Source organism: Anoxybacillus sp. ST4 (assembly GCF_019448545.1).
GTDB classification, from domain to species: Bacteria; Bacillota; Bacilli; order Bacillales; family Anoxybacillaceae; genus Anoxybacillus; species Anoxybacillus pushchinoensis.
Genome location: NZ_JAHZOE010000001.1, coordinates 221,524 through 235,582, shown reverse-complemented (window position 1 = coordinate 235,582; position 14,059 = coordinate 221,524). Strand labels below are relative to the sequence as shown.

Here is a 14,059-nt window from a genome sequence, read left to right as displayed (position 1 = left end):
ATGGCGACTGTAAAAGAAGATACTATTTTACTAGGTTCGGGCGATCTTTATCTAGGTCAAGTAGATCCAAACGCTACAGAAACAGAAATTCAAGCTGCACTTGTAAACGCCGGAGCTATTTCGGGCGGAGCCACATTGACGTATAAACCTACGTTTCATGACGTGAAAAGTGCCAATAGAGGAACAATCATGAGTTTTCTAACTGAGGAAGAAGTAACTTTCAAGTCGGGTTTACTCACGTGGAATCTTGAAAATTTAGCAAAATTGAGTGCTGCAAGTTATTCCGAAGATACAACGGCTGGTACAAGACGCATTGGTCTTGGTGGACTTAAAAATGTACCTGTTAACTACCTTCGTTTTGTACATACGAAGTCAGATGGTAAAAAATTGACAGTAAACATTTTCCGTGCACAAGCTCAATCAGGATTTGAAATTACTTTTGATCCAGAAAAAGAAACAGTAATTGATGCGGAGTTTAAAGCGTTAGCATGTCTCGATAAAGCAGACGGCAACTTAGTTGAGATCATCGAAGAAATTTAATTCGGAAGGGAGTTCCTTTCCTTTTTTATCTTTATGTATGACAAAAAATTAGGAGGATGAAAGTATATGAAAATCATTGATTTAGATTTACTCGTGAATGAACCTATCACATTCAAAATTGGTGAAGAAGAATTTACAGTACCATCTACACCATCTACTCAGTTAGTTTTACAAGTAATGGATATCGAAAATAAAGTCAAAAAGACAAAAGATAATAAAGAACAAATTTATTTATTAGCTGAAATGGTAGCCACGTTACTTTCTCAAGGTGAACGAAAAGTGTCTATTGATGAAGTAATACAAAAGTTTTCAGTAATTCAAATGAAAAAAGTAATTGAAGCATATCAACAAAAAATGATGGAGATTAACACCAACCCAAACTCCTAATGCCCTCCCTTCCGACTGATGAAGGGAAGGCGAGGGGAAGCGAAGGAATTGAATTCATGGAGAAAATAGCATATCTCAATATGAAAACTCGAATGTCGCATACGGAGATCATGAATCTGCCGTATGCGATTTTTTTGTCTTATCTCAAGCATTATCAAATGTTCGATCTTATGAGTACGCCAGAAGGACGAGAGTATCTCGAAAAATGTGAGCGCATCAAACAAACTATCCCAGACTTTGCAAAGTTACGTCAAGTATCGGGTTACAAAGAAGGAGGTGAAAGTTAATGAGGACAGTGAATCTCGGAGCGTATAGAGCCGAAATAATACTAGATGATTCAAAATTCACATCGAAAATGAATGCAGCCGAACGTGATCTTAAAGGTTTTGAATCGGGTGCAAGTCGTTGGGGGAGTAGACTTGGAACACTTGCGACTAGTGCGATTGCTGGTCTTAGTGCGGCAATAAGTGCAGTAGGATTGGCGGCAGGGAAAACAGGTATTGAATTCAATGCGATGATGGAGCAGTCGGAAATCGCTTGGACTACCCTTCTTGGAAGTGCAGAAGAAGCAAAGAAAACAATAAATGATCTCGTTAAACTAGGCGCAGAAACTCCGTTCGAATTCAAAGGACTTGATCGAAGTGCAAAACTTTTAAATATGGCTGGATTTGAAGGAGAAAAACTCAAGGAAACCCTTGTTGCAGTTGGTGATGCGGTATCAGCAGTCGGTGGAGGGCAGGAAGAATTAGAAGGAGTGTCAATGGCACTCTTTCAAATGAGTGCTAAAGGAAAAGCGTCAGCAGAAGAGATGAATCAATTGGCGGAGCGCGGGATTCCTGCTTGGCAGATTCTTTCCGAAACTATGGGCAAACCAATCCCTGAACTCATGAAAATGTCCGAACAAGGTAAACTAATGGCTGATCAAGTCATTCCTGCGCTTGTCGAAGGCATGGGAAATCGCTTCGGTGGAGCGATGGAGAAACAAAGTCAAACGTTCAACGGTTTGATGTCAACACTCAAAGACAATCTTAAATCGTTTTCAGCTATGATCACGACTGATCTATTTGAACGAATGAAGTCATTCCTTCCAACTATCATCGACTTTGTTGATCGTATTTCAGATGCTTTCAAAAACGCAGGATGGAAAGGTGTCATTCAAGAAATCCTTCCACCAGAAGTCGCAAATTTTATTTCGCAAAATCTTGGGATTCTCAAGGAAATTATCAATGATTTTGTTAAATTCGGGAAAGATATTTGGAAGAAATACGGTGATGAAATTACAATTATTTCAAAAGTGGCTTGGGAAGCAATATCACAGACGATTAAAGGATTGCTCGAAATCTTGCGTGGAAGTATTAAGACTATCCTTTCTTTAATTTCGGGTGACTGGAAAGGTGCATGGGAGGGAATAAAACTTCTAAGTAAAGGATTGTTTGATACCATATTAGGTATAATAAAAACAGCACTGAATGGTACTCAGAATACGGTGAAATCGACTCTTGAGGTAGTGAAGAATATTTTTTCCAGCATATGGAACGGTATCAAGTCTACGGTCTCTACAACAGTATCAGATATTTCTTCATCTGTAAATTCCATGAAAACTAACTTGTCTAATACATTTGATAATATTTTATCAACGGCAAAGCGTATTTGGAACAGTATCAAAACTGCAATAACCTCTCCTATCGAATCGGCAAAAAATACAGTATTAGGAATCATTTCAACCATCAAAGACGCATTTTCAAAGCTCACAATTTCGATTCCGAAACCGAAGCTCCCACATATTGATGTGAATTGGAAATCATTTGGTGTAGGGGATTTAAAGGTAAAAGTTCCAACCTTCGATATTTCTTGGTATCAAACGGGAGGAATTTTCGATAAACCTTCGATTGTAGGTTTAGCGGAAAACGGACGTGAGGCAATTCTTCCACTTCAGAATCCTACATACATGTCTCCATTCGCTGATGCGGTATGGGATAGAATGAAAGAGAATATGAAGAATGAAAGTGTTACAAATAATCATCAAAACATGCAAATTCATAATACATTTAATTTTTCAATTGCTGGTGCAATAGATGAGCGAACAGCGCAAAGAGCAGCGAAAATCGTAAGTGAAAACATTATAACTAATTTAAAATTAGGTAGAATGATACATAAAGGTGGTAGACCTCACTTCATTTGAAGTTCGAGGTCTTTTTTTTTAATTTTTGGAGGTGTTAAAATGACAGAAGTTTGGAAGCTCGATAATAAACATTATTGTCTCTACACAGAAAATAAAGACATCATGAGACGAATTAAACGTTATTACAAAGATTTTGACATCATGGCTGAATACTTTAAATTCGATAAATTAGTCGGCATTCAGTACAAAGTGCCAATTGCTCGTAAACGTTCAGCTTTCCGATTAGCGAAGGTGGATCAAAATTAAAAAAATGTTGCACAGTATAAAGAAAATTAGCCGATTTGAGAGTAGGGATATAAATATATAGGGATTGTATTCACAGTCTGAAAAATCAATTGTAAATCGGCTAATTTTTTGCTAAAGCGTACAAAATACACACGTTTTGTTTACTTTTCCTCGTCATCTTCTTCAACTTCAATTAACTCCGCAAGATCATCCACTTTGCATCTTAGAATTTTTGCTAAAATAAATGCTTTTTCTAAAGTCGGAAAACTTACTCCATTCTTCCAATTCCAAAGCTGTTTTTGTTGTACATCTACATGCTTCCGTATATAATCATTCCTTAATCCACTTTTTTCTATTGCTTCTCCAATTCGGCTTTTTAATTTATATTTTTTCATCATCATCACCATTTCATATTATTCTATCCGTCTTTGTTGTTTCCTGCTTCCAAAAATAATACAAGTTATTAGTAAAAAATTTTGATATGTACATGCAATTTAATTACTGATTATTCATAAGTTAAAACTAAAGCAACTACTTTAGTCACACTAATTTGTCCGCATCGTTTCATTATTTTAGTCGCTACTTTAGTCAGTTCATCATTTTATTTTTCATTTCATATCAAGCATTTACTCTAGTCGCTACTAAAGTATCCTATACTAAAGTTTTTGTGTCTGAATCGTTGAATTCAAAGGGTTTTTGCGAATCATTAAGAGAGAAGGTGGAGGAAATGTTTAAGAAAACGAAAACGGAAACGTACTCTATTCGTGAGTTCATGGCAGGGGAGCACAGAATAGAAACGTTTCCTAGAAAGAATTTTGCGTTCATTCCGGGTGTCGATATTACATTGAAAACGTTTATCCCGACAGGAACAAGTCCAGCTGATACACTCGTATTACTCGTCTGTGGTGCTGGTGCATTTTTTATCGGGGTCACGCTTCTTGAGAAAATGCTCATTAGAAACGGAAATACAATACTTGCAGAATCGATAGCGTCCACGATCAATTTTCTAGTGCCAGTCGGCATATACATCTATATTTTTTACAAAATTTGCAAAACGTTTTGAAACGGTTTAGAACGGCTCAAAACGGTTTAGAACGGTTTAGGACGGTGAGAATATGTTTGAATGGCTCAAGAAACAGTACGCAAAGTCAACGTTGATCAAGTGTTTTCGCGCTGCTGAATTGTATCAGACATATAAAACAGGAGAAAAAGCAATATATATCTATCCGAAAATTCATTCGGTGCAATTCAAAATCAATAAAACCATCTATACTTTCACGCTTCAAAACGGTATGAATCCGAAAGATGTGAAGAAGAAGGAATATGTATTTCAGCAAATATTCGGCAAACAAATTGAAATAGATGGTGATGTGAAAAAATTTACGCTTACGGTGTATCATGATTCGTTGGATCATGAAGTATTGTACGATTATCAAGCGTTCTATGACGTGATAGCAAAAATGAAACTTCCGATAATTGCAGGCAAAGATAAAAATGGTCAATGGCGTGCATTTGACATGACAAAACATCCTCATTTGCTCATCGCTGGCGAAACAGGTTCGGGGAAATCTACACAGCTCCGGTCGATTTTAACAACGCTTATTCAATACAAGAAGCCAGATGAATTAGAATTGTATTTAGCCGACTGTAAAAAATCCGAATTTCATATTTTCAAGCAGATTGAGCATGTCAAATGTGTTTTGAGTAGTCCAAGAGACATTCGGAAAATGCTTCAATATATCAAACAAGAATTAGATGAACGAAGCAATTTAACGGATGAATTCGGTGTAGCGCACATTGATGACTTGCCAGACAGTCACAAGAAGCCATATATCATCGTTTGCATTGACGAATTTGTGATGTTACGAAATGATTCAAAAATCATGGATATTCTCATTGAAATTGTGGCAATTGGTCGTACATTAGGTGTCTTTACTATTCTTTCAATGCAAAGACCGACAGCGGATGTTCTCGATACAACGATAAGGGCAAACTTAACGGTTCGCATGGGTTTTAAAGTTGCTGATGCAACAAACGCAAAAATAATTAACACAATTGGGGCAGAAAAGATTGAACAAGCAGGACAATTTATTTTGCGAATTGTAAAACAGGAAGAAATCCAAGCTCCATATCTTGATATTGAGAAAGCGAAAAAGATACTTGAGTCGTATGTAGTTGAAAAAGAGGTTAAGGAGATCAAAGACGAGCCAAAACGACCATCACAAATGAAAAATATTCCAACGTTTTTACAGCCTGTTCAAGAAAACATTGAATGGTTTGGAGTGGATGATGATGAGAGATCGTGACAAACAGATACTTGCAGCATTAGAGCGTTTTAAATGTCTTACACGCGATCAGATAGCACAAATGTTTTTCAATCACACAAAAAAACCACATACAAACGCCAATTTCGTCCTTAAACGACTTAGACGAGATGGATATATCACAGCCCGAACAGACCGAGTATTTCAACAATACGTTTACTTTCCGAATCCTCCAGAGATAAAGAAAAATTCACAAAAAGTAGACCATTATCTTCTCATCGCTCAAATATATATTGACATGATGAAATATGATACGGTTAAGCAATACGATATAGAGCCGATTGTTGACGATTTTATTCCCGATGCGTTCGCTCGTTGGAAAGGGAGTCGATGGTTTATTGAAGCCCAAAACTCATTATATACAACAAAACAGCTTGAACAAAAGTTACAGAAATATCTTGCATGGTACGAATCGGGAGAATGGAGATATACGCAATTCGTAAATGATATGAAGCCGATTTTTCCGCATGTCTTGATCGTGGGTAAAGTCAACAAAAAACTCGATACCTCCGAATATCCGTTTCGAGTGGCACAAGTAGAAAGCATAGATGCGTTCATGAAAATGATTCAGAAGCAAATACAAGTGAATGGAGTGAGAATGAGGGAATGATATTTGTCACTCCCTTTTTTTTAAATTTTCCATCTTTCAAAAACTCTTATTTATCAATGGTTTTTGAATATATAACAAAAGTGTTAAAAAGTATTGAAAAATAAGCGTTTTTGAGTGGTTGGCTCAATATTCATCGTTTCTATTCAATAGAAAAGCGTCTGATGAATGAATACCCATCAGACGCAAATAAAACGAAAGGAAATGATGTATATTTATTTTGTTTCCTCATCGTCAATAATCTCTAATAAATCTTCTATATCACATTCTAAAGCCCTACATAATTTCTCCAACGTATCAAATTTGATACCGTCTGTTTCCTCATTGTATAGTTTCGTAATACCATTCCGATGCAATCCTGTCATTCTAGCCACATCAGCAATTTTCAGTTTCTTTTCTCCCATGATCCGTGAAAGGTGTACTTTAATCATTTTCAATCCTCCTTAACTCTAATATAAATTGTAATGTACAAAATTTCAATTTAAGCATTGACAATGTATATTCCAATATTTATTATTAAATTAACACCGAAGTATTAAAAATATACATTGTAATTCATATTTTATGTAAAAGGTGGTGGGATCATGATCATTAAAGCAAGCGAATGGTTACATATGACATATCAGCAAAAAATGTACTTGTTGGCAGGAATTTTTTTCTTACAAAAGCAGAAAAAGAAGGAAAAATAGGATATTTTGTTGAATCCATATGACAAATGGCATAGGAGAGGGGATGGGGTGACGATTAATCAGTTTCGGAAGTTTTTATATTCGCTGGCTAAATTTCTTGGTGATGTAAATGCAATTCAAAAAGGAACAATTGAAAAGCGTATCGGTCGCAGAATAGCTGGGAAAATGACAGGTAAATTATTGAGAAAATTATTTAAGTAGGGGAGAGGAATCATATGAAAGAATATGTGGCGCAATACACGATCACTTTGAACGTGTCCAAAAAAATTGAGGCTGAAAATATGGTGGATGCGGCAACGATGGCGATGACAACTATATGTACGTTGGGTTTGAATCTTGACAATATCAAGTTCAAAACGATACACGGAGCAGAAATCGATGTAGATGTAGATGATTTTCATGTAGAATTTGATGACATTTACGATAAAGCCACACTTGTTTAAGTGTGGTTTTGTTATTTACAGTTTCTAGTATAAATAGTACAATTATTTGTAGAAAAAGTTTTAAATAAGGGTGAAACGATATGAAAGTAGCAATCTATACAAGAGTAAGTACGGATCATGAAGAGCAATTATCTTCTTTGAAAAATCAGGAAGAATATTACAGGAATTATTGTAATGAACGAGGATATGAAATTTACAAAATCTACGCTGATGAAGGGTTTTCGGGAGTCAACATAAAGCGTGAACAATTTTTACAAATGCTTTATGAGGCGGGTCTCGATGTGCACGTAAAAAAAAACGGACAGATTGAATTTGAAATATCTGAAAGAAAACCGAAATTTAGAATGATTATTACAAAAGATGTTTCTCGGTTTGCAAGAAATATTAATGCAATAGAAATTGCTCGAACGCTCAAGAAAAATAATGTTCATATATTTTTTGAAAATGCGAATTTAGATACAAAAATGGATGACTGGGAATTTAGATTGGGTCTTTTTCTACTTTTTTCACAACAAGAATCTATCGACCGATCAAAAAAAGTGCGTTTTGGAAAATTACAAAAAGCAAAAAAAGGAAAATATGTCATGCCTGTGCCACTTTTCGGATATGAGTATGATGCAGATAAAGGCAAATATGTAGTCAATGAGGAAGAAGCAGAAATAGTGAAAGAAATATTCAAAATGTATACAGAGCAAAACGTTGGTACAAGAACAATTGCACACGAATTAAATCAAAGAGGGATTAAGACAAGAAGAGGGAAAAAATGGGATGGTACAGCAGTCAAAAGATTATTGATCAACGAAAAATATATAGGACAAGTGATTCTTAATCGATATACAAAACCAGATGTGACGTATTTAGGAAGAAAAATCGAACGAAATCCATCGGAATGGATTATTTTCGATAATGCAATACCACCAATCATCGACAAAGAAACATTTGAAAAAGCGCAAGAAATTCTTGAACAACGTGTTCGAGAGCTGCCGGACGGTACTAAAAAAGGTTCGAAAATCGTAAAAAATATATTTCACAAAAAACTAATATGTGCGAAATGTGGGGCGTATTTTACAAGGGTAACATCAACAAAAGAAAGGAAAAAGCTAAATACAAAAATCGTGGAATGTAATTATTTTTGCCGAAATCGGAGAATACGAGGTATATGCGATATGAAAGGGATTTCGCATAATACACTTGAGCGCGAAATAATGAAATTCTCTAAAGAAAAAATTATGCGCGATATGATAGCAAAAAGAGATAAGGAAGAGCAACTATATGAAATGCTCATGAAAATTCAGCGTAGAAAACGAGAAAATATTGAAAAAGAACGGCAACGTATTCAAAATCAAATCAACGATGTTAATAATCAGATAAATGTACTGCTTGATTCATTTATCAACCGCAATGAAACAAACGAACTTGTTATAGCTGCAACTCAAAGAAAAATTGAGCAACTAGAACAAAAACGACAAGAGTTAGAACAAGAAAAAGCGCGATATGATATATATCATATTGAACAAGAAGAATTACGCATCCAACGTAGTTACGAGAAAATTCAAGAAATGTATAAAAAAGAAACATATACTTTTGAAGAGTTGCTCAGTTTGATTTCAAAAATTAAGGTATATGAAGAAACGGATGAAGGAAGAGAGTTAGAATTTTTCTTCAACCTTCCAACTATGCTTGCATATGTTCTTGAAGATGAAGTTGAGGATGTTGAAACCGAAATAATGTTACACAGCTGGAAAATTAAAATTAAGTGATTTTTAAAAAAAAGGTTGCTATTCAAGACAATTATAAAGATGGTTCAGTCCCAAGTGAAAGCATACGAAATGGAACACGGTTCAATTCCGACAGTGCAACAGCTAGTAGATGGAAAATATATCGAAAGCGACCGTTGTCCAAATGGAAAAGCGATCGTTATTACGAGTGAAGGGAACGTTTTACAAAGTGAATGAACGAGGGTTTACGTTAATCGAAATGTTAATCGTTCTTTTTATTGTGACAACGATCATGGCTTTTACCGTTCCACCACTTCAACAAACAGTGGCCGAGCGACAGTTACAATATTTTTTAGAACAGTTTAGCAACGACATGCTATATGCACAACAATATGCGATGAGTCGGAAAAAGACGGTCACGATCATATTTCACTTCGACACATGCCGCTATCAAGTGAAAGAAGGAGGGACATTTGGGAAGGAATTGCTCGTTCGCTCCTTCCCATCCCCTTTTCAATTTCAACTCGCTACATTATCTCCGCCGCTAATGTATTATCCGAATGGTCATATCAATAAAGCAGGAACATTGCTTGTTGCATACGGAAATAAAAGGTATAAAATCGTTTTTCAATTAGGGAAAGGACGATTGTATGCACAAAAATTGTAACGGTTTTACGTTTTTTGAGCTGCTCGTTTCACTTAGTCTGTGGGGCGGTTTGATCGCGATCATCGTCGCTAATTGGACAATTATTATGGTAGAGCGAGAAAATAAAAAGATAGAAACAATTGCGAATCAAATTTTATATGAGGCAATGATGAATGGACAAGTTGACAATGAAACAGCTATTGTCCGGGAAAACCATACATTTTCGCTGTTTACGCGATCGAATGAACGGTGCATCCGTTGGGAAGATAGGTTGAAACGAACAAAAGAAAGATGTGAGCCGTTGTTGCAATGAAGAAAAGAGAAAAAGGTTTCACGTTAATTGAAGTATTGATGTCGCTAGCAGCTTTTTTTATTATTTTATCTTTATTGGTCACATTATTTCATTTAGCATCGAATCATACGATAAAACACGGAAAGTTTCACTACTTTGAATGGCTTGTTTTTATTCAGCAAGCGAAAATGGAAGTAAGGGAATCGAGAGACGTTCGTATATACGGGACGGCCATTCAATTCGATAAATGGACAGGAGAACGCGTGACGTATGAAAAGTATGGAACTCTCATTCGTCGCCGCGTAAACGCCACAGGTCATGAAATTATGCTTCAATTTATTCAGCATGTACGTTACGAAAAAGAGCAGGGGGGGATTCGTATTCACGTGCTAACAGATAAGGGGGATTCGTATGAGGCGTTTATTCCGTTTTTTCGCTAACGTCGAAAATGAACGAGGTGTTATTTTTCCATTTACTATTATGTGCGCATTATTGATCAGCGCTCTTTTTCTTCATTCTGTCGCATTGTACAATACAGAAATACAGTTTTTCGAAGAAGAAAAAAAGTGGTATGAAGCAGATTATTTGATGAAACAGACGCTTTCTCATATGAAACAAACGCTTGCAAATGCACCGGAAAACGTGTCATCATTAAGCAAAACGGTATCATTTTCGTACGGTCAAGCGACATATACAGCAAAAAGAGGTAGTGAAGTTGTTTGGCTTGTCACTATATCATGTGTGACGAATGCGCAATTTCGTTATGACGTCCAATGTCAATTTGATGCATCCACAAACGACATAACTGAATGGAAAGAATTGTATTAGTGAGGGAGAGAAGATGAGAGCGATTTATTTAACAGGATTCATGGGAGCAGGGAAGACGACGGTTGGAAGACGATTAGGGGAAGTATTAGGTGTCCCGGTCATTGATACAGATACGTACATCGAACAGCAAACTGGCAAGACGATTGCCCAAATTTTTTCGGAAGAAGGGGAAGGAACATTTCGGGCGTATGAACGGGAAATATTAAGACAGTTGCCAACAGAACATGTGATTGTTACGACAGGCGGTGGAATTGTCATTCAGGAAGAAAATCGTCAGTTTATGCGCGCCCATGGTATTGTCATTTACTTGCATTGTGAATTACATGAACTGTTTCGTCGTCTAGCTGATGATGCTACGCGGCCATTGATCATGAAAAATAAGCAGGAACAAATAAAAAAGTTATTTGAACAAAGACTCCCTTGGTATAAGGAAGCGCATATGACGATTGATACAACAAATCGCACGGTAGATGATATTGTACAAAGCATTGTGTTCATGCTTAAAACGCCTCATTTTTGACGATACTAGCGTTGAGGTGATGAGCGATGGCCGGAAACGACTACGTCAAATTTATGACGGAACAAGTTGTACGGTATTTAGATCAACCGAAGGAAGAACGGAAAAGAAAAAGACAGGAAAAAAAACAGTTAAAAAAACAACAAAAGCAGCCGTTCTTATATCGTTGGTTCGGTGTCATTCCATATGCAGTTATGCTTTTATTTAAGCGGAAATAAGGCTATGTTTAGCCTTATTTCGCTTCCAAATAAAATAGGCCACCGTTAATGATAGAAATGTGAATGTTCGGCTCATATCTTTGGCGCAACGCTTCTTTCTCGCTTTCATATTCTTCTCTTTTTTCCTCTACACCTTCGTAAAAGTGTTGCAATAGCGCTAAATCTTCTTCCCAGCGCGCCCGCGCTTCGTTTGCCCACTCATGCGTTTCTGATGTAATGATGCGCTCGATGTACGCCTCAAGTCGCGCAAGGCCATGAATCGGTTTAATGAGCGGAGAAATCGTAAAGCAATAATCAGGTACAGTGGCGGCCCATTTTTTTTCTTTTAACACATCATAAAACGCCTCAACGATCGTTCCGCTAATAAGATGAATAGCTAACGACAATAAACGATCTTGTTTCCGATCGCATTCATATGAGATGAGTACGTTCACGTGAAGCCAAGGATGAAGCGCAACGGATCGTCCGCTTACTCGTTCGTAAAGGCGAACGAAACGACCATTCATTTTAGCGACAGAAAAAATTTGATGAAGGCGTGGGGAGCCGAAATGAATGTACTCCCCTTTCTCATGCGTAGATTGTTTTGTGATGAGCGATAGTTGCAACGGTTCGCCACTCGCGCCAATTCGTTCGACGTAATGCCAATAAAACGGGCGATTCATTAATTGTTTGTCCATGTCGACAGTCAATTGAACGCGTATATGCCCATCGCTGCGCTCTAAAACGGGACAATGGGTAGCCGCGAAAAAACGTTCGAGAAATGATTGAATATCATGTTGCTGCATGGGCGCTATCCTCCATATTTGTTAAAATTTCCACGACATTTTGCATTTTTATTTTAAGTTCCCCTTCGCTTTTCGACTGGGCAATGATCCGCTCGACATGATTTGAGAACGATGGAGATGTTAGTTTCATTAAAATATCGTCTAGTTCGCCAACGACCCGTTCAAACAAACGAATTTTTTCATATAGCAGCATAAATACATGTTCTTCGACCGTATGGCGCACGACGAAATTGTAAATGTTCACATCTTTTGTTTGACCGAGACGATGAACGCGTCCGATTCGTTGTTCAAGACGCATGGGATTCCACGGCAAATCGTAGTTAATGACATGATTACAAAACTGTAAGTTAATCCCCTCCCCACCAGCTTCTGTGGCGATAAGCACTTGTGCGCGATGTTGGAATAGCTCTTTCATCCAATCTTTTTTACTTCGTTTAAACCCACCGCGAAACGGTACGGAAGAAATGCCGTGTTGTTTGAAAAACCATTGTAAATACAATTGTGTTGCTCGATATTCCGTAAACACAATGACTTTATCATTTATTTTTTGAATGAGTTCAAGCGCTTTTTTTGCTTTTGTATGTTCCGCGATACCGTTCATCTTTTGTAGTAATGTACCGATCGTTGCTTCTATGTCAGGTTGTCGTTCAAGCATTCCTTTTAACGTACAAAAAAGCGCTTCTTTACTGCTGCATATTTCACGCAGCAAAGTGATGTGTGATAACGATGCATCTGAAAAAAGAGGTTGTGCGCGTTTTAATTGTTGAATGGCCTCATATACGTTTCGCTCCGCTTCGGAAAAATCGATAAAAACTGTTTCAACATGCCGTTTTGTCCATTCAATTCCCGTATCATGACGACGATGACGAATCATCACTTTGCGAATAAGCTCTTTCAAATGAGCATCATCATGTAGCGTACGCAATTTTCCGTATCTTTTTTGAAATTGTTCAGCATTTCCTAAATGTCCTGGTTTCAGGAGAGAAACGAGGTGGAAAATTTCTTCAACACGGTTTTGAATCGGTGTTGCCGTTAACAATAAGCAAAATTTCTTTTTCAATCCTTGAACGAATTCATAGTTTTTCGTTTTATTGTTTTTTAATTTATGCGCTTCATCAATAATGACAATATCATAAGCTTGTTCGTAAATGATTTCTCGATGGGGGCTTTTTTTCGCTGTATCAATCGATGAAACGACGACGTCGCATTGCTCCCATACGTAACTTTTCTTTTGGGCAACGGCAGGAATAAAAAATTTTTCGTTTAATTCTTGCACCCACTGTGAAACGAGTGAAGCAGGAACGAGAATAAGCGCTTTTTTTACAAGACCGCGAATCATATATTCTTTTAAAATTAATCCGGCTTCAATTGTTTTTCCGAGTCCGACTTCATCAGCTAAAATGGCTTTCCCGTTCATTTCTTCGACAACTTGGCGCGCCACTTCATATTGATGAGGTAAAATTGTCATATGCGGCAAATGTTTTGGAGCTTGTAGCCCATCAAACTGAGGAATAGCTAAAGCCTCGGCAGCTTCGCGTGCCAGTTCGTACAATTCCCAGTTTGCCCACGGACCATCGCGTTCCATGCGCGTAATAAATTCATCCTTCCAACTTCTCTCCCAATGTATTGTAACGTTCATAATTATCCCTCATTTTCCG

21 protein-coding genes and 1 pseudogene are annotated in these 14,059 nt (G+C 37.1%); 18 read left to right on the top strand and 4 right to left on the bottom strand.

Features of this window, described 5'->3' with window-relative positions; genetic code table 11:
* The 5 genes from K1I44_RS01365 to K1I44_RS01345 all read left to right on the top strand — a co-directional run bounded on the left by K1I44_RS01365 (position 1) and on the right by K1I44_RS01345 (position 3,355).
* On the top strand, positions 1 to 540 hold the full coding sequence (locus tag K1I44_RS01365; protein ID WP_219985036.1) for a hypothetical protein: 540 nt from the start codon (positions 1 to 3) through the stop codon (positions 538 to 540).
* A 66-nt stretch (positions 541 to 606) separates the two neighbouring features.
* A complete protein-coding gene (locus K1I44_RS01360; RefSeq protein ID WP_219985035.1) occupies positions 607 to 927 on the top strand; it encodes a hypothetical protein in 321 nt (106 codons plus the stop codon).
* Between the two features lie 56 nt (positions 928 to 983).
* Positions 984 to 1,214 (top strand): hypothetical protein, encoded by a 231-nt coding sequence (locus K1I44_RS01355; RefSeq protein WP_219985034.1) that lies wholly within the window; start codon positions 984 to 986, stop codon positions 1,212 to 1,214.
* The gene (locus K1I44_RS01350) at positions 1,214 to 3,109 is read left to right on the top strand and encodes a tape measure protein (protein ID WP_219985033.1); all 1,896 of its coding nucleotides are present in this window, start codon (positions 1,214 to 1,216) and stop codon (positions 3,107 to 3,109) included. Before K1I44_RS01355 ends, K1I44_RS01350 begins: the two co-directional genes overlap by 1 nt.
* 39 nt (positions 3,110 to 3,148) lie before the next feature.
* Positions 3,149 to 3,355 (top strand): hypothetical protein, encoded by a 207-nt coding sequence (locus tag K1I44_RS01345; protein ID WP_219985032.1) that lies wholly within the window; start codon positions 3,149 to 3,151, stop codon positions 3,353 to 3,355.
* Between the two features lie 140 nt (positions 3,356 to 3,495).
* On the opposite strand, the gene K1I44_RS01340 is transcribed toward K1I44_RS01345, so the two are convergent.
* A complete protein-coding gene (locus K1I44_RS01340; protein ID WP_255573147.1) occupies positions 3,496 to 3,741 on the bottom strand; it encodes an XRE family transcriptional regulator in 246 nt (81 codons plus the stop codon).
* A gap of 320 nt (positions 3,742 to 4,061) precedes the next feature.
* Here K1I44_RS01340 and K1I44_RS01335 point away from each other — a divergent pair, with 320 nt between their 5' ends.
* Genes K1I44_RS01335 through K1I44_RS01325 form a run of 3 tightly spaced genes read left to right on the top strand, consistent with a single transcriptional unit; the run spans position 4,062 to position 6,268 of the window.
* A complete protein-coding gene (locus K1I44_RS01335; protein ID WP_219985031.1) occupies positions 4,062 to 4,397 on the top strand; it encodes a hypothetical protein in 336 nt (111 codons plus the stop codon).
* 52 nt (positions 4,398 to 4,449) lie between these two features.
* Positions 4,450 to 5,640 (top strand): FtsK/SpoIIIE domain-containing protein, encoded by a 1,191-nt coding sequence (locus tag K1I44_RS01330; RefSeq protein WP_219985030.1) that lies wholly within the window; start codon positions 4,450 to 4,452, stop codon positions 5,638 to 5,640.
* Positions 5,621 to 6,268 carry a replication-relaxation family protein gene (locus tag K1I44_RS01325; RefSeq protein ID WP_370627947.1) on the top strand — a complete coding sequence of 216 codons (648 nt, stop codon included), beginning with the start codon at positions 5,621 to 5,623 and terminating at the stop codon, positions 6,266 to 6,268. Before K1I44_RS01330 ends, K1I44_RS01325 begins: the two co-directional genes overlap by 20 nt.
* 212 nt (positions 6,269 to 6,480) lie before the next feature.
* On the opposite strand, the gene K1I44_RS01320 is transcribed toward K1I44_RS01325, so the two are convergent.
* Complete coding sequence (locus tag K1I44_RS01320) at positions 6,481 to 6,696, bottom strand: helix-turn-helix domain-containing protein (protein ID WP_219985028.1); 216 nt, start codon at positions 6,694 to 6,696, stop codon at positions 6,481 to 6,483.
* A gap of 306 nt (positions 6,697 to 7,002) precedes the next feature.
* Here K1I44_RS01320 and K1I44_RS01315 point away from each other — a divergent pair, with 306 nt between their 5' ends.
* From K1I44_RS01315 to K1I44_RS01270, 10 genes and pseudogenes are all read left to right on the top strand, one after another.
* Positions 7,003 to 7,155 carry a hypothetical protein gene (locus K1I44_RS01315; RefSeq protein ID WP_219985027.1) on the top strand — a complete coding sequence of 51 codons (153 nt, stop codon included), beginning with the start codon at positions 7,003 to 7,005 and terminating at the stop codon, positions 7,153 to 7,155.
* A 14-nt stretch (positions 7,156 to 7,169) separates the two neighbouring features.
* Entirely contained in the window at positions 7,170 to 7,397 is a 228-nt protein-coding gene (locus tag K1I44_RS01310; protein ID WP_219985026.1) for a hypothetical protein, read from the top strand.
* A gap of 80 nt (positions 7,398 to 7,477) precedes the next feature.
* Positions 7,478 to 9,157, top strand: a complete 1,680-nt coding sequence (locus K1I44_RS01305; protein WP_219985025.1) for a recombinase family protein — start codon at positions 7,478 to 7,480, stop codon at positions 9,155 to 9,157.
* Between the two features lie 33 nt (positions 9,158 to 9,190).
* Positions 9,191 to 9,352: pseudogene (locus tag K1I44_RS01300) on the top strand (competence type IV pilus major pilin ComGC); the annotation flags it as partial.
* Positions 9,345 to 9,782 carry a competence type IV pilus minor pilin ComGD gene (gene comGD / locus K1I44_RS01295; protein WP_219985024.1) on the top strand — a complete coding sequence of 146 codons (438 nt, stop codon included), beginning with the start codon at positions 9,345 to 9,347 and terminating at the stop codon, positions 9,780 to 9,782. The pseudogene K1I44_RS01300 and the gene comGD, both read left to right, overlap by 8 nt.
* Entirely contained in the window at positions 9,766 to 10,074 is a 309-nt protein-coding gene (comGE, locus tag K1I44_RS01290; protein ID WP_003394056.1) for a competence type IV pilus minor pilin ComGE, read from the top strand. The genes comGD and comGE overlap by 17 nt, the downstream gene beginning before the upstream one ends.
* The gene (comGF, locus tag K1I44_RS01285; protein WP_003394059.1) at positions 10,071 to 10,493 is read left to right on the top strand and encodes a competence type IV pilus minor pilin ComGF; all 423 of its coding nucleotides are present in this window, start codon (positions 10,071 to 10,073) and stop codon (positions 10,491 to 10,493) included. The genes comGE and comGF overlap by 4 nt, the downstream gene beginning before the upstream one ends.
* Positions 10,465 to 10,881, top strand: a complete 417-nt coding sequence (gene comGG / locus K1I44_RS01280) for a competence type IV pilus minor pilin ComGG (protein ID WP_003394062.1) — start codon at positions 10,465 to 10,467, stop codon at positions 10,879 to 10,881. The genes comGF and comGG overlap by 29 nt, the downstream gene beginning before the upstream one ends.
* Before the next feature lie 13 nt (positions 10,882 to 10,894).
* A complete protein-coding gene (locus K1I44_RS01275; RefSeq protein WP_219985023.1) occupies positions 10,895 to 11,401 on the top strand; it encodes a shikimate kinase in 507 nt (168 codons plus the stop codon).
* Between the two features lie 26 nt (positions 11,402 to 11,427).
* Entirely contained in the window at positions 11,428 to 11,616 is a 189-nt protein-coding gene (locus K1I44_RS01270) for a YqzE family protein (protein WP_003394067.1), read from the top strand.
* 14 nt (positions 11,617 to 11,630) lie between these two features.
* Here the strand turns inward: K1I44_RS01270 and K1I44_RS01265 are convergent, their stop codons facing one another.
* On the bottom strand, positions 11,631 to 12,401 hold the full coding sequence (locus K1I44_RS01265) for a YqhG family protein (RefSeq protein ID WP_219985022.1): 771 nt from the start codon (positions 12,399 to 12,401) through the stop codon (positions 11,631 to 11,633).
* The gene (locus tag K1I44_RS01260; RefSeq protein ID WP_219985021.1) at positions 12,388 to 14,040 is read right to left on the bottom strand and encodes a DEAD/DEAH box helicase; all 1,653 of its coding nucleotides are present in this window, start codon (positions 14,038 to 14,040) and stop codon (positions 12,388 to 12,390) included. Before K1I44_RS01260 ends, K1I44_RS01265 begins: the two co-directional genes overlap by 14 nt.
* Between the last annotated feature and the right edge of the window lie 19 nt (positions 14,041 to 14,059).

Excerpts from the sequence above, each read along its gene's own strand:
- K1I44_RS01365 (WP_219985036.1), top strand. The coding sequence starts at position 1 with ATGGCGACTGTAAAAGAAGATACTATTTTACTAGGTTCGGGCGATCTT.
- K1I44_RS01360 (WP_219985035.1), top strand. The coding sequence starts at position 607 with ATGAAAATCATTGATTTAGATTTACTCGTGAATGAACCTATCACATTC.
- K1I44_RS01355 (WP_219985034.1), top strand. The coding sequence starts at position 984 with ATGGAGAAAATAGCATATCTCAATATGAAAACTCGAATGTCGCATACG.
- K1I44_RS01350 (WP_219985033.1), top strand. The coding sequence starts at position 1,214 with ATGAGGACAGTGAATCTCGGAGCGTATAGAGCCGAAATAATACTAGAT.
- K1I44_RS01345 (WP_219985032.1), top strand. The coding sequence starts at position 3,149 with ATGACAGAAGTTTGGAAGCTCGATAATAAACATTATTGTCTCTACACA.
- K1I44_RS01340 (WP_255573147.1), bottom strand. The coding sequence starts at position 3,741 with ATGGTGATGATGATGAAAAAATATAAATTAAAAAGCCGAATTGGAGAA.
- K1I44_RS01335 (WP_219985031.1), top strand. The coding sequence starts at position 4,062 with ATGTTTAAGAAAACGAAAACGGAAACGTACTCTATTCGTGAGTTCATG.
- K1I44_RS01330 (WP_219985030.1), top strand. The coding sequence starts at position 4,450 with ATGTTTGAATGGCTCAAGAAACAGTACGCAAAGTCAACGTTGATCAAG.
- K1I44_RS01325 (WP_370627947.1), top strand. The coding sequence starts at position 5,621 with ATGATGATGAGAGATCGTGACAAACAGATACTTGCAGCATTAGAGCGT.
- K1I44_RS01320 (WP_219985028.1), bottom strand. The coding sequence starts at position 6,696 with ATGATTAAAGTACACCTTTCACGGATCATGGGAGAAAAGAAACTGAAA.
- K1I44_RS01310 (WP_219985026.1), top strand. The coding sequence starts at position 7,170 with ATGAAAGAATATGTGGCGCAATACACGATCACTTTGAACGTGTCCAAA.
- K1I44_RS01305 (WP_219985025.1), top strand. The coding sequence starts at position 7,478 with ATGAAAGTAGCAATCTATACAAGAGTAAGTACGGATCATGAAGAGCAA.
- comGE (WP_003394056.1), top strand. The coding sequence starts at position 9,766 with ATGCACAAAAATTGTAACGGTTTTACGTTTTTTGAGCTGCTCGTTTCA.
- comGF (WP_003394059.1), top strand. The coding sequence starts at position 10,071 with ATGAAGAAAAGAGAAAAAGGTTTCACGTTAATTGAAGTATTGATGTCG.
- comGG (WP_003394062.1), top strand. The coding sequence starts at position 10,465 with ATGAGGCGTTTATTCCGTTTTTTCGCTAACGTCGAAAATGAACGAGGT.
- K1I44_RS01275 (WP_219985023.1), top strand. The coding sequence starts at position 10,895 with ATGAGAGCGATTTATTTAACAGGATTCATGGGAGCAGGGAAGACGACG.
- K1I44_RS01270 (WP_003394067.1), top strand. The coding sequence starts at position 11,428 with ATGGCCGGAAACGACTACGTCAAATTTATGACGGAACAAGTTGTACGG.
- K1I44_RS01265 (WP_219985022.1), bottom strand. The coding sequence starts at position 12,401 with ATGCAGCAACATGATATTCAATCATTTCTCGAACGTTTTTTCGCGGCT.
- K1I44_RS01260 (WP_219985021.1), bottom strand. The coding sequence starts at position 14,040 with ATGAACGTTACAATACATTGGGAGAGAAGTTGGAAGGATGAATTTATT.